Source organism: Lysobacter sp. Root690 (assembly GCF_001427785.1).
Classification (GTDB): domain Bacteria; phylum Pseudomonadota; class Gammaproteobacteria; order Xanthomonadales; family Xanthomonadaceae; genus Lysobacter.
In genome coordinates, this window is record NZ_LMHM01000013.1 from 583,172 (window position 1) to 601,533 (window position 18,362).

At 65.1% G+C, this 18,362-nt stretch carries 17 protein-coding genes and 1 tRNA gene; 14 read left to right on the plus strand and 4 right to left on the minus strand.

The window, feature by feature from the left end:
• The first annotated feature begins 2 nt into the window (after positions 1-2).
• Both ASD86_RS14530 and ASD86_RS14535 read left to right on the plus strand, forming a co-directional pair.
• A complete protein-coding gene (locus ASD86_RS14530; protein WP_200957254.1) occupies positions 3-983 on the plus strand; it encodes a GlxA family transcriptional regulator in 981 nt (326 codons plus the stop codon).
• 116 nt (positions 984-1,099) lie between these two features.
• Complete coding sequence (locus ASD86_RS14535) at positions 1,100-2,161, plus strand: DJ-1/PfpI family protein (RefSeq protein ID WP_082578352.1); 1,062 nt, start codon at positions 1,100-1,102, stop codon at positions 2,159-2,161.
• Between the two features lie 73 nt (positions 2,162-2,234).
• Here ASD86_RS14535 and ASD86_RS14540 read toward each other — a convergent pair whose 3' ends face one another.
• The gene (locus ASD86_RS14540; RefSeq protein ID WP_056111728.1) at positions 2,235-2,948 is read right to left on the minus strand and encodes a TonB family protein; all 714 of its coding nucleotides are present in this window, start codon (positions 2,946-2,948) and stop codon (positions 2,235-2,237) included.
• 186 nt (positions 2,949-3,134) lie between these two features.
• Here ASD86_RS14540 and ASD86_RS14545 point away from each other — a divergent pair, with 186 nt between their 5' ends.
• Positions 3,135-3,485, plus strand: coding sequence for a nucleotide pyrophosphohydrolase (locus ASD86_RS14545; protein ID WP_056111730.1), 351 nt, complete (start codon positions 3,135-3,137; stop codon positions 3,483-3,485).
• Positions 3,486-3,657: 172 nt separating this feature from the next.
• Here ASD86_RS14545 and parC read toward each other — a convergent pair whose 3' ends face one another.
• A complete protein-coding gene (gene parC / locus ASD86_RS14550; protein ID WP_056111733.1) occupies positions 3,658-5,901 on the minus strand; it encodes a DNA topoisomerase IV subunit A in 2,244 nt (747 codons plus the stop codon).
• A 152-nt stretch (positions 5,902-6,053) separates the two neighbouring features.
• Here parC and ASD86_RS14555 point away from each other — a divergent pair, with 152 nt between their 5' ends.
• Positions 6,054-6,875 carry a glutaminyl-peptide cyclotransferase gene (locus tag ASD86_RS14555; RefSeq protein WP_235567764.1) on the plus strand — a complete coding sequence of 274 codons (822 nt, stop codon included), beginning with the start codon at positions 6,054-6,056 and terminating at the stop codon, positions 6,873-6,875.
• A gap of 22 nt (positions 6,876-6,897) precedes the next feature.
• Here the strand turns inward: ASD86_RS14555 and ASD86_RS14560 are convergent, their stop codons facing one another.
• A complete protein-coding gene (locus ASD86_RS14560; protein WP_056111736.1) occupies positions 6,898-7,464 on the minus strand; it encodes a hypothetical protein in 567 nt (188 codons plus the stop codon).
• A 304-nt stretch (positions 7,465-7,768) separates the two neighbouring features.
• On the opposite strand from ASD86_RS14560, the gene ASD86_RS14565 reads away from it, so the two are divergent.
• On the plus strand, positions 7,769-8,485 hold the full coding sequence (locus ASD86_RS14565) for a heavy metal response regulator transcription factor (RefSeq protein WP_056111739.1): 717 nt from the start codon (positions 7,769-7,771) through the stop codon (positions 8,483-8,485).
• A gap of 7 nt (positions 8,486-8,492) precedes the next feature.
• The gene (locus ASD86_RS14570) at positions 8,493-9,914 is read left to right on the plus strand and encodes a heavy metal sensor histidine kinase (protein ID WP_056111742.1); all 1,422 of its coding nucleotides are present in this window, start codon (positions 8,493-8,495) and stop codon (positions 9,912-9,914) included.
• A gap of 115 nt (positions 9,915-10,029) precedes the next feature.
• Here the strand turns inward: ASD86_RS14570 and rnk are convergent, their stop codons facing one another.
• The gene (gene rnk / locus ASD86_RS14575) at positions 10,030-10,467 is read right to left on the minus strand and encodes a nucleoside diphosphate kinase regulator (protein ID WP_056111745.1); all 438 of its coding nucleotides are present in this window, start codon (positions 10,465-10,467) and stop codon (positions 10,030-10,032) included.
• Positions 10,468-10,946: 479 nt separating this feature from the next.
• Between rnk and ASD86_RS14580 the strand changes: the two genes are divergently transcribed.
• The 8 genes from ASD86_RS14580 to ASD86_RS14615 all read left to right on the plus strand — a co-directional run bounded on the left by ASD86_RS14580 (position 10,947) and on the right by ASD86_RS14615 (position 17,973).
• On the plus strand, positions 10,947-11,519 hold the full coding sequence (locus tag ASD86_RS14580) for a sigma-70 family RNA polymerase sigma factor (RefSeq protein WP_056112758.1): 573 nt from the start codon (positions 10,947-10,949) through the stop codon (positions 11,517-11,519).
• Positions 11,520-11,528: 9 nt separating this feature from the next.
• Positions 11,529-12,287, plus strand: a complete 759-nt coding sequence (locus ASD86_RS14585; RefSeq protein ID WP_056111748.1) for an anti-sigma factor — start codon at positions 11,529-11,531, stop codon at positions 12,285-12,287.
• Positions 12,288-12,480: 193 nt separating this feature from the next.
• Positions 12,481-12,565 (plus strand) — tRNA-Leu (locus ASD86_RS14590).
• A gap of 303 nt (positions 12,566-12,868) precedes the next feature.
• Positions 12,869-13,558, plus strand: a complete 690-nt coding sequence (locus ASD86_RS14595; protein WP_056112762.1) for a winged helix-turn-helix domain-containing protein — start codon at positions 12,869-12,871, stop codon at positions 13,556-13,558.
• Entirely contained in the window at positions 13,555-14,994 is a 1,440-nt protein-coding gene (locus ASD86_RS14600) for an ATP-binding protein (RefSeq protein ID WP_056111751.1), read from the plus strand. Before ASD86_RS14595 ends, ASD86_RS14600 begins: the two co-directional genes overlap by 4 nt.
• An 80-nt stretch (positions 14,995-15,074) precedes the next feature.
• Positions 15,075-15,260: a hypothetical protein gene (locus tag ASD86_RS14605; protein ID WP_056111754.1), complete on the plus strand. Its 186-nt coding sequence runs from the start codon at positions 15,075-15,077 to the stop codon at positions 15,258-15,260.
• 707 nt (positions 15,261-15,967) lie between these two features.
• Positions 15,968-16,759 (plus strand): hypothetical protein, encoded by a 792-nt coding sequence (locus tag ASD86_RS14610; protein ID WP_056111757.1) that lies wholly within the window; start codon positions 15,968-15,970, stop codon positions 16,757-16,759.
• Between the two features lie 2 nt (positions 16,760-16,761).
• Positions 16,762-17,973 (plus strand): type IV secretion system protein, encoded by a 1,212-nt coding sequence (locus tag ASD86_RS14615; RefSeq protein WP_056111759.1) that lies wholly within the window; start codon positions 16,762-16,764, stop codon positions 17,971-17,973.
• The last annotated feature ends 389 nt before the right edge of the window (positions 17,974-18,362 follow it).

Consider the following 18,362-nt stretch of genomic DNA (forward strand, 5'->3'; position numbering starts at 1 on the left):
CCGTGCCCAAGATCATCTGCATGCTGGTGTATGCCGACGCGCAATCGCTGGACATCAGCGGGCCGCTGGAGGTGTTCGCGCTCGCCAGCCGGCAGGCGCAGGAGGACGATCCGGGCTGCGAGCCGCTGTATCGGCTGCACGTGGTGGCCGAGCAGGCGGGCCCGGTCGTGCTGGCGTCGGGGATGCAATTGCTGCCGGACATGCTGTGTTCGCAGATGCCCGAAGCGATCGACACGCTCTTGGTCAGCGGCGGCATGGGCGATGCGCTGGATCGGGTGCGCGCGAACGCCGGGCTGGTCCGATGGCTGCGCGAAATCGCGCCGCGGGTAGGGCGGATCGCATCGGTGTGCAGCGGCGCCTTGCTGTTGGCCGAGGCCGGGGTGCTCGATGGCCGCAAGGCGACCACGCATTGGCGCGATCTGGCCGAGCTGCGCCAGCGCTATCCGCGGGTGCAGGTGGAGGCCGACGCGATCTACACCCACGACGGCGCAGTCTGGACCTCGGCCGGCATCACCGCCGGTATGGATCTGGCGCTGGCGATGGTCGCCGCGGATCACGGCCTGCCGCTGGCGCTGAAGGTCGCCAAGCGCATGGTGATGGTGAGCAAGCGCTCGGGCGGGCAGAGCCAGTTCAGCCGGCAATTGGACGAACTCGATCTGCCCGATCAGTTCGCGCAACTGGCCGCGTGGGTGCGCGAGCATCTGCGCTCGCGCCTGGACGTGGAGCGGTTGGCGCAGCAGGTGCATATGAGCCCGCGTCAGTTCGGCCGGCGGTTCCAGTCGCTGTTCGGCACTACGCCGCAGAAATACATCGAGCAACTTCGGGTGGAGGCGGCCAAGCCCTTGCTGGAAAGCACCCGCAAGGAATTCAAGCGGGTCGCGTCCGATTGCGGGTTCGCTTCCGACGAAGCGATGCGGCGCGCGTTCGTGCGCCAGCTCGGCATCCGCCCGAGCGATTACCGCGAGCGCTTCGGTTCGCCTTGAGCGGGGAGTGAGGCCGGCCGATCGCCGATGTCCGAAAGCGCGGCTTCGATGTCCGCCTTTGCGCCCGGCGTTTGCGCACGCTGACGGCCTTCCGGACGATTTCAAAGGTAGATTGCATGCGCGCTCGATCGACGATCGTGGCGATGTGGTGGCTGTCGCTATTGCTCATGCTGTTGCCGCTGTCGGCCTGGGCCGCGCACGCGCCGCATTCCAAGCCGGAAGTGCGGGTCGGCATCGTCCTGTTCGACGGCGTGCAGATCATCGATTTCGCCGGGCCGTACGAGGTCTTCGGCACCGCCGGCTTCGGGGTGACGACGATGTCGGCGGACGGCAAGCCGGTCAAGACCGCGATGGGGTTGACGGTCACGCCGGACACGAGTTTCGCCGACGCGCCGGCCTTCGACGTGCTGCTGGTGCCCGGCGGCGACGTCGACGCCGCGCAGAAAAATACCGCCGTGCTCGACTTCATCCGCGCGCGTTCCGCGCCTTCGCGCTATGTGCTGTCGGTCTGCACCGGCGCCTTCATCCTCGGCGCGACCGGATTGCTCGACGGCCTCAAGGCGACGACGTTCCGGCCGGCGATCGAAAGCTTGGCCACCGAGTTCCCGAAGATCGACGTGATCTCCGACGTGCGCTGGGCCGACAACGGCAAGTTCATCACCGCCGCGGGTTTGTCGTCCGGCATCGACGCGGCCTTGCACGTGGTCGAGAAAGTGCGCGGCGACCAGTTCGCCCGAGCGACCGCGCTGCGCCTGGAATACGACTGGCAGCGCGAACACGGCTTCGTGCGCAGCAAGATGGCCGATCGCTATTTCCCCAAGCAGTTTTCCACCGTGGTCGCCTGGCCGAAAGACATCAAGTTCGAAGGCCTGATCTCGGTCGGCGATGCGCGGCAGTGGCGCATCCGCTACCGAGTCACCACCGCCACCTCGGCGGAAGCGCTGTCGAAGCTGATCAATGCCGGCGTGGTCAAAGCGGGCGGATGGACGCGTGAACCGACGTCGAGCGGCTTGCGTTGGCGCGGCGAGCAGGAGGGCCATCGGCTCGTCATGGCGCTGGGCACGTATCCGTCCGATGCGGGTGGCAGCTATGAGATCGAGATGACGATCGCGGTGGATGGTGCGTCTGTGTCCGATGCAATCGATAAGGTTGCGGCTGCGAAAACCGCGGCGTCTTGAGTCGCTTGGTGTCTGGGGTGCCGGCTCAGTGGCACGCGTCAAAGCCTGCACCAGCCTGACTTTCAGCGTGAAATCAACGGGCGCAAGTATTCACATTTGCAACGAGCTCGATCGGCTGTTTACGCGGAGAAAATCGCCAGCTCTCGACGATGCGCATCGCCGCCAGATCGCATTTTGAATTCCCGGATGAACGCCTGAACCTGATATGGGTGACGGCGCCGGCTGGCGATACCACGAATTGTATTTTCGCCGTCGGCACAAGTGCGTCATCGGGCAGGCGTCGCGGCTTGGCGCCACCCTTGTTTATCGGTTTCGGCGCCGTTTCCTTGGGGCCGATAAGGTCGGCCAGGCGCAGGTCGGGCCCTCGTTTCCATGAAATCACCCCGGTATGTTTCCCGATGAGAATCGCATCTTGATCGGCGACGCCGGCTACTCCCGTTTTTGGCGTGCTTACCCAGTCCAGGTTCCGGTCGATGGCCGGATAGGCTAAGCCGCACCCGCCGATAAAACGCTGGCAATAATATTGAGCCATTGTTTCAGCTTGCTTCTGGGTAATGCCTGCGTCCAGGTCGACTCGACCGATTTCACCGGCCAGTTCATCCGCCAGCGTTTTGATATCTTGCGCATAGACAGGTGCGCACAAGACGAAAAGCAAGGCTGCGATAAGTTTTTTCATCGTGTGGCCCAGGCTGGATGACAAAAACGGCGTTGGGGTGGGAGTCGCGAGGCGGAAGTCCGAACCATTACCGGCATGATCCGCCGCGTGGTCCGACTCATGGCTGAGCATAGTGGCAACGCGGTTCGTGGCGTGCCACCGGCCGGGGATAGGGCTATGACACGCTCGGCCTGAGCGCGCGGCGAACCGTGATCGTGCTCAAACCTCGGCCCGTCCGGCATTCACTGACGGCAGACATCGCTGCCAGCCGCACCGCGCAGTTACGATGAGCCAACCGTCAAGGAGCCCCGAACCCCCATGAGCACCGAGATCGAATCACTGCAATCCGACCTGCGCCGATTCGCGGACGAGCGCGAATGGGGGGCGTTCCACACGCCCAAGAATCTGGCCTGCGCCTTGTCGGTGGAGGCGGCCGAATTGCTGGAGCACTTCCAGTGGCTGACCGAGGCGCAAAGCTGGGCGCTCGACGAGCCCAAGCGGTCCGAGGTGGCCGCTGAAATGGCCGATGTCTTTCTGTATCTGCTGCAATTGTCGATGCGTCTGGACATCGATCTGGTCGCCGCCGCGCGCCGCAAGATGATCGCGAACGCGAAGAAGTATCCGGTCGAGCATACGAAAGGGCGCATCGCCAAGATCGCCGAGGAATGAGGGGCGCGCAGTCGCGGGATGCGTGCATTTCGATGAAGAACCCCGCCGCTGTTCCTGCTCAACCGTCCAAACGCGACTTATAAAAAAAGCCGCCCTTTTTACGGGGCGGCTTTTTAATGCTTGCGATGGCAACGTATGCCGCGATACCTCGCGCCTGCGCGCGCAGCCGCGATCACTCCACCGCCAAACCTTCGACCTTCTGCCAGCCGCGCGGCAACAAACCGCCGCGAGTCGCGCGCGCGCCCAGGTACGGCTCGAGTTCCTTGAACGAAAGGCTCATCGTGCGCGCGCCCGACTTGATGCTCAACGTCGTGCCGGGCGCGACCACCGCCACCGCGACCACGCGCTCGGTGCCGAGCTTGGCCTTGGGGATGTCGATGATCTTGTTGCCCTTGCCCTTGTCGAGTTCCGGCAGTTCGTTGACCGGGAACGCGAGCAGGTGGCCGACGTTGGTCACCGCGACCACGCGGTCTTGTTCGACATCGCCGACCTGCGCCGGTTGCAGCACCTTGGCGTTCGGCGTCAGCGACAGCATCGCCTTGCCGGCCTTGTTGCGGCCGGTGAGGTTTTCGAAGCGGGTGACGAAGCCGTAGCCATGAGAACTGGCCAGAACGAAGCGCATGTCGTTGTCGCCAGCCGCCAGCGTCTGGAACGAAGCGCCCGCGACAGGCGCGAACCGCCCGGTCAGCGGCTCGCCGTTACCGCGCGCCGAAGGCAGGCTGTGGATCAGCGCCGAGTACGAACGCCCGGTCGAATCCAGGAACGCGACCTGCTGCGTGCTGCGACCGCGCGCGGCGCCGAGCAGGCTGTCGCCGTCGCGATAGCTCAGGGTCGCCGCGTCGATCTCGTGACCCTTGGCCGCGCGCACCCAACCCTTTTCGCTGATGACCACGGTCATCGGCTCGCTGGCGACCAGTTCGGTCTCCGACAGCGCCTGCGCGGCGCTGCGCGCGACCAGCGGCGAACGGCGCGCGTCGCCGAACTTCTTGGCGTCGGCGATCAGTTCGTCCTTGATCAGCTTCTTGAGCTTGGCCTTGCTGCCGAGCAGGGCGATCAGTTGTTCGCGTTCTTTCTGCAATTCGTCCTGCTCGCCGCGGATCTTCATTTCCTCCAGGCGCGCGAGCTGGCGCAGCCGGGTTTCCATGATGTAGTCGGTCTGTTCCTCGCTCAGGCCGAAGCGCGCCATCAACACCGCGCGCGGTTCGTCCTCGGTGCGGATGATGCGGATCACTTCGTCGAGATTGAGGAACGCGACCAGCAAGCCTTCCAACAGGTGCAGGCGGCGCTCGACCTTGTCCAGACGATGGGTCAGGCGGCGGGTGACGGTGTCGGTGCGGAAGGTCAGCCACTCGCTCAGCAGTGCCTTGAGGCCCTTAACCTGCGGGCGGCCGTCCAGGCCGATGATGTTGATGTTGACCCGGAAGCTCTTCTCCATGTCCGTGGTCGCGAACAGATGGCCCATGAGCTGTTCGACGTCGACCCGGTTGGAGCGCGGCACCAGCACGATCCGGGTCGGATTGGCGTGGTCGGATTCGTCGCGGATGTCTTCCAGCCACGGCAGCTTCTTGGCCCGCATCTGGGTGGCGATCTGTTCGATCACCTTGCCCGGCGAGGCCTGGTAGGGCAGCGCGGTGATGACGATGTTGGCGCCGTCTTTCTCGTAGATGGCGCGGGCGCGCACGCTGCCCAGGCCGGTTTCGTACATCTGCAGCAGGTCGCTGCGCGAGGTGATGATCTCGGCCGGGGTCGGATAGTCCGGGCCGAGCACGTGCTCGCACAGGTCGCGGGTGGTCGCGTCCGGGTCGTCGAGCAGGCGCACGCAAGCGCTGACGATTTCGTTGAGGTTGTGCGGCGGCACGTCGGTGGCCATGCCGACCGCGATGCCGGTGGTGCCGTTGAGCAGCAGGTGCGGCAGGCGCGCCGGCATCCAGGTCGGTTCTTCCAGGGTGCCGTCGAAATTGGGCGTCCAGTCGACCGTGCCGTGGCCGAGCTCGCCCAGCAGCACTTCGGCGATCGGGGTCAGCTTGGACTCGGTGTAGCGCATCGCCGCGAACGACTTGGGATCGTCGCTGGAACCGAAGTTGCCCTGACCCTCGACCAGCGGATAGCGGTACGAGAACGGCTGCGCCATCAGCACCATCGCCTCGTAGCAGGCGCTGTCGCCGTGCGGATGGTATTTACCGATCACGTCGCCGACGGTGCGCGCCGACTTCTTGGGCTTGGCCCCGGCGTTGAGGCCGAGCTCGCTCATCGCATAGATGATGCGGCGCTGCACCGGCTTGAGGCCGTCGCCGATGAAGGGCAGGGCGCGGTCCAGGACCACGTACATCGAGTAGTCGAGGTAGGCGCGCTCGGCGTACTCGCGCAAGGGAATCTGTTCGAAGCCGTGGAACACCGGACGTACGGGATCAGTCATGGAACCTTGAGGCGGGTAGGGCAGACCGGGGATTCTACCCGCGGACGCGTTTCACCGGGTGCGACTGGACGGCGATGCAGGCCGCGCAAGGCTTTGGCGGTATCCTCGGCGGCCTGTCGATGGCCGTTGACGGCCGCCAAAGGGAGTCGCCCATGCCCGTGAGCCTGTTGTGGATGCGTTCGCCGGCCGTCGCCGCGGCGATCCTGGCCCTCGCCACCGCCTGTTCGCAGGGGCCGGCGCAGGCGCGCAGCCATGTCCCGGTCGATTCCTACCGGGTGGTGGCGAGCTATCCGCACGACCCGGGCGCCTTCACCCAGGGGTTGATCTTCAAGGACGGCTTTCTGTACGAGAGCACCGGCCTGTACGGGCAGTCGTCGGTGCGCAAGGTCGAGCTGGACACCGGCCGGGTCCTGCACAAGACCGACCTGCCGGCATCGGTGTTCGGCGAAGGCATGACCGACCGCGGCCAGCAGCTGCTGGTGCTGACCTGGACCACCGGGGTCGGCTATGTACTGAACCTGCCCGGTTTCGATCAGGCCGGCACCTTCGCCTACCCGGGCGAGGGCTGGGGCCTGACCCGCTCGGCCGATGCGCTGTACATGAGCGACGGCAGTTCGCAGATCCGCGTGCTCGACCCCAAGACGCTGAAGGAGCGCGCGCGCATCGACGTCAGCGACGAGGGCCGTCCGATCGACCAGCTCAACGAACTGGAGTGGGTGAAGGGCGAGCTGTACGCCAATGTCTGGCAGACCGACCGGATCGCGCGGATCGATCCCAAGACCGGCCACGTGCTCGGCTGGATCGACCTGACCGGGTTGCTGCGCGAGCACGGCCGGCCGCATCGCGGCGTCGACGTGCTCAACGGCATCGCCTACGACGCCGCGCGCGACCGGCTGTTCGTGACCGGCAAGCTGTGGCCGGACCTGTTCGAGATCCAGCGGGTGCCGGCGGCCGCATCCTCCGGCAAGCGCTGAGCGCACGGGTTCGCGGACCGCCTCACACCCCGCGCAGCCGGCCGTTCTCCACCATGAACAGCGCGTCGCGGAAACGAGGGTGGGCGGCCTGCACGTCTTGCAGCAGGCCGACCTCGACGGCGAAAAAACGCAGCATCGAATTCCACGGCTGCGCCATCAGTTCGATCCGGCCTTCGCGAAAGAAGCACAGCTCGTCCGAAGCCAGTTCGGCGTCGGTCGCATGCCAGCGGTTGAAGTCGGTCAGGCCGAGCAGGTAGGCGGTGTAGGCGCTGAACTCGCAGACCTCCAGGTCGAAACGTTCGCCGTCCAGCTCGACATCGCGCATCGTCTCGGCCGCCGACAACTCCAGCACCCGGGCGATGCCGCACTCGGCGAACCCGCCATCGGCGCTATCGTGCGCGGCCCGGTGGTTGCTGAAACCGATCCGGTCGTAGCGTGCGGCCAGGATCGCGGCGAGGTCGCGCCAGGTGCTTTCGGGCAACCGCGCCCAGGCATGCAGGTGACCGTCGCCGTCGAACACCGGGTCGACCACCAGCAACGCGTCGACCTGCCAGGGTCTGGATCTGCGGGCGATGTCGGTCTGGTTCATCGGAGGCGGCAACCGGCGAATCGGCGGTCAGGACCTGGCCAACACTAGCCCTCCCGCGTCGGCCGCGCCAACTGACGAATTTGTCAGCCAAGCGACAGCGTGGCGTAGGCCGGGCGAGTCTAGAGTCTCGCGATGGCCCCTGTCCTCCCACGGGCGCCATCGGCGGCGTTTCTCTCCAAGGGCGCCGCCCCCTATTCCAGCCGCCCGCGATGCCTCCGCCTGGCGCAGTTGTACGATGGCCCGGACCGGGCCCGCGTCAGGACACCTACGCCGCAATGAACGCCGCCTCAATGAAGTCGCCGCAATGAAATTGCTGATCGTCGAGGACGAAGCCAAGACCGCCGACTACCTGCGCGACGGTCTGGCCGAGCAGGGCTGGGCGGTCGATGTCGCGCGCGACGGCACCACCGGCCTGCATCTGGCGCGCGAACTCGATTACGACGTGATCGTGCTCGACGTGATGCTGCCCGGCATGGACGGTTTCGCGGTGTTGCGCGAACTGCGCCTGCGCAAGCAGACCCCGGTGATCATGCTGACCGCGCGCGACCGCATCGACGATCGCGTGCACGGCCTCGGCGCGGGCGCCGACGACTACTTGGTGAAACCCTTTTCCTTCATCGAACTGCTGGCGCGGTTGCAGGCGCTGGTGCGGCGCGGCCGCCAGCAGGAACCGACCGAACTGCAGATCGGCGACCTGCAGATCAACCTGATCGCGCGCCGCGCCTTCCGTGACGCCACCCGGCTCGATCTGACCGGCAAGGAGTTCGCGCTGCTGGCCCTGCTGGCGCAGCGGCGCGGCCAGATCCTGTCCAAGACGGTGATCGCCGCGCAGGTGTGGGACATCAATTTCGACAGCCACACCAACGTGGTCGAGGTGGCGATCAAGCGCCTGCGCGCGAAGATCGACGGCCCGTTCCGCAACAAGCTGCTGCACACCGTGCGCGGCATGGGCTACGTGCTGGAAGCGCGCGAGGGCGACGAGGACGACGACACGCCCGCGGCCGGACGGACTTTGGCATGAGGCCGGCATGAAGCGCGTGCGCGATCTGTCCATCGCCCAGCGCCTGGCGGCGATGTTCGCGCTCGCCGCGCTGTTGGTGTTCGCCCTGGTCGGGGTGGCGCTGTATCACGTGCTGCAGACCCAGATCGTGCGTTACCAGCACGCCGAGCTGGCGACCAAGTTGCGCTATGTGGTCGGCAGCGTGGCCTTGTGCGAAACCCACGAGCGCTGGCTCAAGGTCGAGGACAAGGTGCAGAACCTGATCTCCAGCGACCGCAGCACCAAGGTCTGGGCCTGGAGTTCGAATCCGGACTACCGCATCGGCGACGGCGAACCGAAGATCAGCGGCGCGATCAGTCGCCGTGATCTGGGCATGGGGCGCTTGCTCCTGCCGGGCGCCGAATACCCGTATCGCACCTTGCAGGAACTGGTACCCGCGTTGGGCAATCGTCCCGCGGTGCAAGTGTCGGTCGCGATTGACTCGAAACCCTATGTGTCGGCGCTGCGCTGGTTCACCCTGATCATGGTGGCGCTGGGCGTGTGCGGTATCGCCCTGGTCGCCTTGCTCGGGCACTGGATCGCGCGGGTCGGCCTGCGCCCGCTGCAGCGGCTGTCGAACGAAGCGCAGACCTTGAGCCCGAGCAATCTGTCGCAACGCCTGCAGCCGGCCGAATTGCCGCCCGAACTGGGGCGCCTGACCGGGACGTTCAACCGCGCGCTCGATCGCCTGGAAGCGGCCTACACAAGGCTGGATGCGTTCAATGCCGATGTCGCCCACGAACTGCGCACGCCGCTGACCAATCTGATGGGCCAGACCCAGGTCGCGTTGTCGCGTCCGCGCGAGGTCGCGCAACTCGAAGACGTGCTGCAATCGAATCTGGAAGAACTCGAACGCATGCGCGGCATCATCAACGACATGCTGTTCCTGTCGCGCGCCGGGCAGGGCGATATCGCCCTGGACCGGGTCTGCGTGCCGCTGGCCGAAGAAGTCGCGAAGACCGGGGAATTCCTCGAATACTTGCTAGAGGAAGCCGGTATGCAGTTGCGTATCGACGGCGCTGTCGATGCGTGGATCGACACATCGTTGTTTCGCCGCGCGATGACCAATCTGCTGCACAACGCGGTTCAGCACGCGACTCCGGGGTCGGAAATCGTGGTCGAACTGCGCGACGGCGACGCGGCGTACAGCGACTGCGGCACCGGCGCGCGTGTGGCCGTGCGCAACCACGGTGCTGGTGTGCCGCCGCAGCATCTGGCGCGGATGTTCGACCGTTTCTACCGCGTCGACGCCGCCCGCGAGCATCGCGGCGAGCGGCATCACGGCCTGGGCCTGTCGATCGTCAAGGCGATCGCCTCGCTGCACGGCGGCACGGTGTTCGCCGACAGCCGCGAGGGCCGCACCACGGTGGGTTTCAGTCTGGCGACGCCGCGACCGCATTCGCCGGCTTAGCAGCCTGCGAGCTTGGTGAAAGCTGTGAGGTCTCGATGGGAGGGAGTTTCAACTCCGACTCCCGAAGCATCGCAAGCGTAAGCGCACGCCGCGGCAAAAACCGCGCGACACAGGCTCAGCGATGCAGGTCGCCCGCCGCCTCTGGCTGATAACGCAACCCCAGCACGCGCAGGCGCGCACTGCGTCCGCCCGGCAACGGCCAGGCGATATGCGCGCCGACCCGCAGGCCGAGCAATGCGCTGCCGACCGGCGCCAAGATCGAAATACGTTCGGCGCTGCCGTCGGCATCGCGCGGATACACCAGCGCGGCTTCGCGCTCTTCGCCGCTGGCTTCATCGACGAAACGGATCACCGAATTCATCGTGATCGCATCGGCGGGGACCTGCGCGGGTTCAACTACTTCGGCGCGGTCGAGTTCGCGGCGCAGGCCGGAGACATCGATGCCCGCCGGCAAGGCTTGTTCGAGCAAGGCTTCGAGCCGCTCGCAATCCAGGCGCGAAATCACCAGCGGAGGAGGCAGGCCGGACGGGTGGAGCAGATGACGGTCGTTCATGGTGGATCTCCAAAGCAAGAACGGGCGACGCACCGTGTACGCCACCCGTGGACTGAGAGTAGCTGCGGACCATAGCCCGCACGCCCGGCTTCATCAAGCCAGCCGCGCCGCGCCGCCGCGCGGCTGCAGCGCGCATCCATCGTCGCGCACCGACCGTATCAATCCGCGTGGGCCGAACAGCGGCCGTTTCGTGAATCGCGATGGATGCCGTCGTCTACAACGCCAACCCGTTCCGCGCCGCGAGTCTGAAGAACGGCGCGCGGGATTTGTCGATGCGTGCGCGGCGGCCGGCCCGGCCGCCACCGGGTCGGACCGGCACGGTGGCGCGACCGCACCCGGGCTGTCAGCAACCGCGCCCTGGCGCACGCTTCGCTCACGCCGGCGCCGGATATTTGCCGAATCTGTCCGCTGCGCGGCTAGTATCCCTGCCTGAGTGTGCCGTTTCGGCACGCACGACCGAGACCCAGATGACCGACTACATGGCCGCTCAGCCCGCCGACTTCCCCGGTGGCTCCGATCCGACCAGCGAGTTGTTGACCGCGGTGGGGCGCGGCGATGCGAGCGCGTTCGAACGCCTGTACCGCGAAACCTCCTCGCGCCTGTTCGGCGTGTGCCTGCGCCTGCTGCCCGAGCGCAGCGAGGCCGAGGACGTGCTGCAGGAGGTCTACGCCACCGTGTGGCGCAAGGCCGGGCAGTTCGACGCCAGCCGCGCCAGCGCGATCACCTGGCTTGCGATGATCGCGCGCAACAAGGCGATCGATCGGCTGCGCGCCGCGCCGTCCTCGCTCAAGCGCGCGCCGATCGAACTGATCGACGAAATCGCCGATTCCGCACCGAGCCCGTCGGCGCAGGTCGAAAGCGCCGACGAAAACGAACGCCTGCGGCTGTGCATGGAGGAACTCGATGCGCGCCGACGCCAGTTGATCCGCACCGCGTTCTTCGACGGCGCGACTTATGAAGAACTGGCGCAGCGCAGCGGTTCGCCGCTGGGCAGCATCAAGAGTTGGATCCGGCGTGGCCTGATCCAGCTTCGCGCTTGTCTGGAACGGTGAGGCGCAGCCATGACCATTCGTGAACACGATATCGAGGGCGAGCCGCCGAGCGCGGACGTGCATGCCGGTGAGTACGTCCTTGGCGTATTGAATTTGCGCGAACGCCGGCTGGCGGAGGTGCGGATCGAAACCGAGCCGGCGTTCGCGCGGTTGGTCGCCGATTGGGAGCGTCGCCTCGCCGCGCTGCTTGCCGAGATCGATCCCGTCGCCGTGCCCGCGCACCTGTGGCCGCGCTTGCGCACGCGCCTGGGCTGGTCGCCGGTCGACGGCGCCGCGCCGCGCGGCTTGTTCAACAGTGTCGGCTTCTGGCGCGCCACCGCCGCGCTCGCCGCCGCATTGGCGGTGGTCGCACTGTTCGTCGGCCGCGGACCGGCGCCGGTTACGCCGCCACTGGTGCAGCAGCCGCCGGCGCAGCCCGACGAAGCCGGGTTGACCCGTCCGGTCACTCTGCTGGCGCGCGACGACGGCAGTACCGGCTGGCTCGCCACGGTCGATCGCGGCCACGGCAAGGTGCTGATGGTGCCGGTGCCGGGTCCGGCCGACGCCCAGGGCCGGATCGCCGAACTGTGGATCATCCCGAGCGGCGAAGCGCCGCGTTCGCTGGGCGTGGTCTCGACCGAGGTCGCCCATTCGGTCGCGGTTCCGTCCGAGCTGATCGCCAAGCTGGTGGCCGGCGCGACCCTGGCCATCACCCTGGAACCGTCGGCCGGCGTGCCGCACGCCGCGCCGACCGGTCCGATCGTCGCCAAGGGCGGAATCTCGCTGTAACTCGCGGAACCGGCGCCATTCCGCGGCGCCGGGCCTCGGGCCGGCGCCACGGACGGCGTAGCGAGGCGGGGCGGTCGTTGCGGGTTCTGGCGATCGAGTGAAAAAGTTGTGACACAACCGTTGACAGCCGCGCCGCCGCAACGCAACATACGCCCCTCGCAGCGGCGACGGTTCATCGAAACCGCAGCGATTGGCCCAGGTGGCGGAATTGGTAGACGCACTAGTTTCAGGTACTAGCGGGTAAAACCGTGGAGGTTCGAGTCCTCTCCTGGGCACCACTACATCGGTCATCGCCACGGCGGTGATCCAACGAGAAACCCCGCTCACGCGGGGTTTTTTGTTGCCCGCGATTCATCCGTTCGCATCGCATCCGCGGGTCGCCCACGGATATTTTCCGAACAAGCAGCACGCCACCCAGGCCGCCGCCTGCCCGACTTTCAGCTGAAGACCTCGATGCGCGAGCGCCGCGGGCCGCGTCGCCGCGGACAATAATCGGGCGAACCACGCCTCAACAGCGGCCCCGGCGATCACCGACGATCCTGCTGACAGGGTTGGCGGCGTACCGCGAGCGCGCTCCGCCCATGACCGACATCCTGCTGATCGAAGACGACGAACGCCTCGGCGCGCTGGTCGCGCATTACCTGGGCAAGCACGGCTATCGCGTCGCGGTCGAGGCCGACGGCGCGCGCGCGGTGCAGGCGATCCTCGAGCGCGCGCCGGCGCTGGTGCTGCTGGATATTTCCCTGCCCGGGCAGGACGGCTTCGAGATCTGCCGCGCGGTGCGCGCGCGCTACGCCGGAATCATCTGCATGCTGACCGCGCGCACCGACGACATCGATCAGGTGCTGGGCCTGGAACTGGGCGCCGACGATTACATCGGCAAGCCGATCGAGCCGCGCGTGCTGTTGGCGCGCCTGCGCGCGCATCTGCGCCGCGACAACGCCACGCGCCAGGGCGGCAACCTGCTGTGCTTCGGTCAACTGCGCATCGATCGCGGCACCCGCGAAGCGACTTTGCATACGCGGCGCATCGAACTGACCACCGCCGAGTTCGACCTGCTGGTGTTGCTGGCCGACCGCGCCGGCCACATTCTCAGCCGCGACGATCTGCTGCAGTCGCTGCGCGGCATCAATTTCGACGGCCTGGACCGTTCGATCGACGCGCGCATCTCGCGGCTGCGGCGCAAACTCGGCGATCTGGCCGAGGAACCTGAGCGGATCAAGACCGTGCGCGGCAAGGGTTATCTGTTCAACCGGGCCGCGTGGGAGTGAGCGCGGAGCGCGGCTTCGCCTGGAGCGATCGCGCCCGGCGCTGGTTCGGCCCGGCGTCGCCGCTGCGCCGCGCGTTTGCCGCCGACGGCGCGGGCGCGGGCGGCAAATCCCGGCACGGCCATTTCAGTCTGTTCGTGCGCTATTACCTGACCGTGTTGTTGATCTACGCCGCGGTCATCATCGGCGGCGTGTCGGCCTGGATCTACATCACCGACGAAAACAGCCGCGACTACTCGCAAGCGCAGATGCGCGGCACGCATTACCTGATCGAACAACGCTATCTGCACACCGATCCGGCGCAGTGGCCGGCGTTGACCGACGAACTGCGCGCGCACTTCGCCTATCCGCTGAACCTGGTTTCGCTCGACTCGCTGCAAGGCGGCCTGACCGCGGTCGAATGGCAGCGCCTGCGACGCGGCGCGCTGGTGATGGACAGCGAGAACGAGGCCTATACCTATCAGCGCCTGCCGGGCACCGACCGAGTGGTGGCGCTGGGCGATTTCGACGAGGTGATCGTGCAGGGCGTGCCCTGGCGCGATCTGGATTTCGTCGATTCGCTGGTGATGCTGGCGATGTACTTCCTCGCGATAGCCTTGCCCTTGTACTTCCTGGTCTATCGATTCTGGCGCGACCTGCGCAAGCTGCGCGCGACCGCTGAAGCACTGAGCGCCGGCGACCTGGAGGCGCGCGCGCCCGAAGTGGTGACGCGCCTGGTCAATCCGCTCGGTCACGCGCTCAACCGCATGGCCGTGCAGGTGCAGCAGGTGCTGGAGAGCCAGCGCATCCTCGCCCAGGCGGTCGCGCACGAGATCCGCACGCCGCTCACGCGCATGCGCTTCGCCCTGGAAATGCTGGAGTCGGCCGAAGACGAGCGCGAGCGCGCGAATCTGCAGCACGGACTGGAAACCGACATCCGGCGCCTGGAGCATCTGGCCGCGAACAGCGTCACTTACGCGCGGATCGGCCGCATGGTCGGAATCGAGCGCGTCGAGATCGACCTGCGCGCGCTGTTCGCCGATCTGGCCGATATCTTCGCGCCGCCGGTATCGCTGCATCTGCGCTTCGACCGCGGCGGCGTCGACAGCGTCCAGGCCAATCGCGAAGCGCTGGAACTGGCCTTGCGCAATCTCATCGCCAATGCGCTGCGGCATGCGCGCTCGGCGATCGAGATCAGTGTCGCGCAGGAAGGCGACAGCACCGTGTTCCGCGTCGACGACGACGGCGAGGGCGTGCACGAGGAGCTGAGCCAGCAGGTCTTCCTGCCGTTCACCCAACTGCGCAAGAACCCCGACGGCTTCGGCCTGGGCCTGGCGCTGGTGCGGGTGGTCGCGGAGAAACACGGCGGCCGCGCCACCGTGGTGCCGTCGTCGCTCGGCGGCGCGAGCTTCCGGATCGAACTTCCGACTCATCCGTTGCATCCCGCGACGTCCTGCTGAGTCGCGCGGCGCGGAGAGCGGTTTCGGCACGCCGGTCGGCGGTTGGCTACGCGCGCTATTGCGCGAGTGGGGCCGAGGCTTTGCTCGGCGAATTGCGACCGCGCCGCGAGAGTTTGTTCAATGTTGTGGCGATCCACACGTGGCGGGGCGAATTTCTCGGCCGCCAGCGAAAATCGCATGTGTATTTGTGGGGCGTGCTGATGATCCAGGCCTGGTTGCAGCGGCGCCGGTCCGCGCTGACCGCGACGCCGTTGCCGATCGGATGACGCATTGAGGTTGGGTCAACGACGGCTCGTATCGATTTGCCCGAGTTCGACGCCACCTGAGCGGACGCATCGACCAGCGCCGGTGTTCATAGACTGATTACTATTTCTCACCGATCCCTGGCGGGAATCCGGTTTCATTTGGCTGAAATTATGTGTCGGTTTCGGCACTGCGATGTGTGTCGCATTCGCTCCGTGCCAAGACCGACTTTATGAACGTGGCCGTTATTCGGTTATGAATGGCAGAAATGCCGTCAAAACGTATTCGCGGGCATGAAAATATGGATGCGGAGCAACTTGAAGTCGCGCTCTGTGANTGCGTGCCCGAATGCATCTGGGTAAGCGTGGAAAGGCAGCTGATCTGCGTGGAAATTTAATTGTTTGCTCGATTCGGATACGTACTTTTGATGTGTCTGTTGGAGTTAGTACGTATTGGCTATGTGCTGTATCAGTAAATGTTGCACAGAATTTCAGGATGTTTAATGCAGGGGGCTTGTCACAGGCGCGAACAAGGATTGTGAACTCGGTTAGCCCGGTGCTAGCCTGATTTTCATTGGGGGATTTGACGGGCGATCCGTATCGCGCTCGGACGAATGGCCCCGTCGCCCGTCCGGGCAGTTCGAATGCGCATGAAAGCAGTTTCGATGATTTCGAGCCTTGCCACGCATCACGGCCGCCCAGACAAGCGCTACATTCAATAAGGAGATGGAATGAGCGGGATCAACATCAATGGCGCGCGCGCGACGATGCTCGCGCTCGGCAACGCCGCGGTGCTCGTTTGCGGCCTGGGCGCAGGCCAGGCATTCGCCCAGAACAGTTGGGAAGTCAACGACAGCCAGGCCGGCAAGTACCTGGAGGAAATCCGCGACGGCCTCGGCAAGAAAGGGGCGACCGACAAGGACAACGTCAACGGCAAGTTGAACAACATCATGAAGATCGGCAGCGCCAAGAAGAGCGGCGAAGCCGCTCCCGAGCCGACCGAGAAGATGGAGAAGGACAAGCCCAGCCAGGTCGCCAAGACGATCCAGGACCGCTGCCCCTCGAACCAGGGCAGCTCCGATCAGTCGATGAAGGACTTGCACACGATCTGCGAGGAACTGGTCAAGACCGAAACCGCGCAATACAACTATTCGTTGGCGATGTACGAGATCTTCAAGAAGCGCAAGGAACGCCTGGACGAGATCGAAAGCAATCGCAGCAACCTCAGCAGCACCGACCAGGGCAAGCTGCAGGACAACACCAATGCCTTGCTCGCGCTGATGGCGCGCATGGAATTGGACATGAATCAGTATCGCTTCTACATGGAAGCCTACGCCGCGCGCACGACGTACCTGAAGACCGTGCGCGACAACGTGAGCAACCAGGTGGTCAACGGCCAGAGCAAGGACAAGAGCTCGCTCGGTTCGATCGGTCGTGAGGTCTTCGGCGCGGGTGTGCTGAAGGGCGCGATGGACGCGATGAAGACCAACCGAATCGAATCCCCCTGGAAATCTCGAGACTGAATATGGATATCTTGCATGTCGCGGGAGGGATCCCGGGTGCGCTGGCGGCCACCGGTTTCGAACAAGTAGGCGAGTGGGCGTTCTTCAAGCTCATCTTCGAATTCATCGACTCTGAAATCGCCGTTCTGCAGGACAACATGCTGACCCGGTTGGCGTTCTGGATCGGTTCGATCGGCGTGATGCTGATGACGTTGTGGATCATCTTCAACGGCTTCCGCATCCTGACCGGCCAGTCGCGCGACTCGATGATGGCGCTGGTCGTCAACTCGTTGCGGGCGACCTTGATCCTGGTCGCCGCATCGACGCTGTCGTTCGGCAACGCCAACATCTACAGTTTGCTGACCACCGGGCTTCAGGAAGAAGTGTCCTACATGGTGACCGGCAATCGCGATTCGCCGGCGGATCGGATCGACAGCAACCTCACCAAGATGCAGTTGACGATGGCGGCGATCGAGACTTTGCCGACGTTGGAAAACCAGAGCATCAAGCAGGACGTCGACAAGGCGGTGCTGATGACCGGCATCGGCGTGGCCGGTCCGGCGGTCGTCGGCGGCGCCTTGTTGTTGATGTACAAGGTCGCGCTGGCCTTGTTCGTTGGTCTTGGGCCGTTGTTCATCCTCAGTCTGCTGTTCGAGCAGACCAAGAGCATGTTCAGCCGATGGCTGTTCTACGGCATAGGCACCATGTTCTCGATGGCCGTGCTCAGCTTCATGGTGTCGATCGCGATGAAGATCGTCGGCGCGGTCGCGGCGCAAACCGCGGCGAAGTACGCGGCGGCACTCGCCTTGAACAATTTCGGCGTGTCCGTGGACATGCCCAGCGTGAGCAGCCTGGCGATGCAGCAGGGCGGCCTGGGTTTGGTGCTCACCGTGCTTCTGATCACGATTCCGCCGATGGCGGCTTCGTTCTTCCAGGGGGCATTGGGCAACTTTGGTGCTTACTCGGCGTTTGGTGCGGTGGGGCGTGGTGCGGATGCATCAGGGCAGCAGCCTGGATCTAGGCCTGGTACGGGGTATGGCCAGAATCCCAATCCTGCCGAAAAGGGCCGGGAGCAAGATCAGCGAGTGGCCGGAAACCTTCCGCAATTGACGGGGGCCGGTACTCCAATAGCTAAGAATTTGGATGAGATCAAAGTGGCCAAGGTTGATGGTTCGCAGAACTCTAACTCTCCGGTTAAGAATCAGGATGAGATAAAGAGCGAGTCCAAGAGTTAGTGGAGTGACAGGTGATGAATTTGAAATTGATGCTTCTTGTTGCATGTTGGAGCGCTAGCGGTCTGGCGGTGGCTCAAGGCTGTCCCGCAGGGATACCTTCGGCCGGCAATCCCGGATGTATTCCTCCAGACCAATCCAACTCTCCTTACTACCAGTCTACGGGTGGACGCGTTTCGACACCTGCAGCGAAGTGGGAGACTCGTTGGGGCGCTTTTGCGATTGACATGAAAACGGGACTTGGTGCTTCCAAAGGAATGCGTAGTAAAAGGGCTGCACAAAGCGCAGCCATCTCAGCATGTCGAGATAAAGGTGGGCAGAGCTGCAAGATCCAGCTTGCGTACTTCAATCAATGTGGCGTAATCGTTCAAGGTGAAGCTGGGTTCAACGTT

Excerpts from the sequence above, each read along its gene's own strand:
- ASD86_RS14565 (WP_056111739.1), top strand. The coding sequence starts at position 7,769 with ATGAAATTGCTGATCGTCGAGGACGAAGCCAAGACCGCCGACTACCTG.
- ASD86_RS14585 (WP_056111748.1), top strand. The coding sequence starts at position 11,529 with ATGACCATTCGTGAACACGATATCGAGGGCGAGCCGCCGAGCGCGGAC.
- ASD86_RS14610 (WP_056111757.1), top strand. The coding sequence starts at position 15,968 with ATGAGCGGGATCAACATCAATGGCGCGCGCGCGACGATGCTCGCGCTC.
- parC (WP_056111733.1), bottom strand. The coding sequence starts at position 5,901 with ATGACTGATCCCGTACGTCCGGTGTTCCACGGCTTCGAACAGATTCCC.
- ASD86_RS14595 (WP_056112762.1), top strand. The coding sequence starts at position 12,869 with ATGACCGACATCCTGCTGATCGAAGACGACGAACGCCTCGGCGCGCTG.
- ASD86_RS14615 (WP_056111759.1), top strand. The coding sequence starts at position 16,762 with ATGGATATCTTGCATGTCGCGGGAGGGATCCCGGGTGCGCTGGCGGCC.
- ASD86_RS14545 (WP_056111730.1), top strand. The coding sequence starts at position 3,135 with ATGAGCACCGAGATCGAATCACTGCAATCCGACCTGCGCCGATTCGCG.
- rnk (WP_056111745.1), bottom strand. The coding sequence starts at position 10,467 with ATGAACGACCGTCATCTGCTCCACCCGTCCGGCCTGCCTCCTCCGCTG.
- ASD86_RS14560 (WP_056111736.1), bottom strand. The coding sequence starts at position 7,464 with ATGAACCAGACCGACATCGCCCGCAGATCCAGACCCTGGCAGGTCGAC.
- ASD86_RS14540 (WP_056111728.1), bottom strand. The coding sequence starts at position 2,948 with ATGCTCAGCCATGAGTCGGACCACGCGGCGGATCATGCCGGTAATGGT.
- ASD86_RS14555 (WP_235567764.1), top strand. The coding sequence starts at position 6,054 with ATGCCCGTGAGCCTGTTGTGGATGCGTTCGCCGGCCGTCGCCGCGGCG.
- ASD86_RS14570 (WP_056111742.1), top strand. The coding sequence starts at position 8,493 with ATGAAGCGCGTGCGCGATCTGTCCATCGCCCAGCGCCTGGCGGCGATG.
- ASD86_RS14580 (WP_056112758.1), top strand. The coding sequence starts at position 10,947 with ATGGCCGCTCAGCCCGCCGACTTCCCCGGTGGCTCCGATCCGACCAGC.
- ASD86_RS14535 (WP_082578352.1), top strand. The coding sequence starts at position 1,100 with ATGCGCGCTCGATCGACGATCGTGGCGATGTGGTGGCTGTCGCTATTG.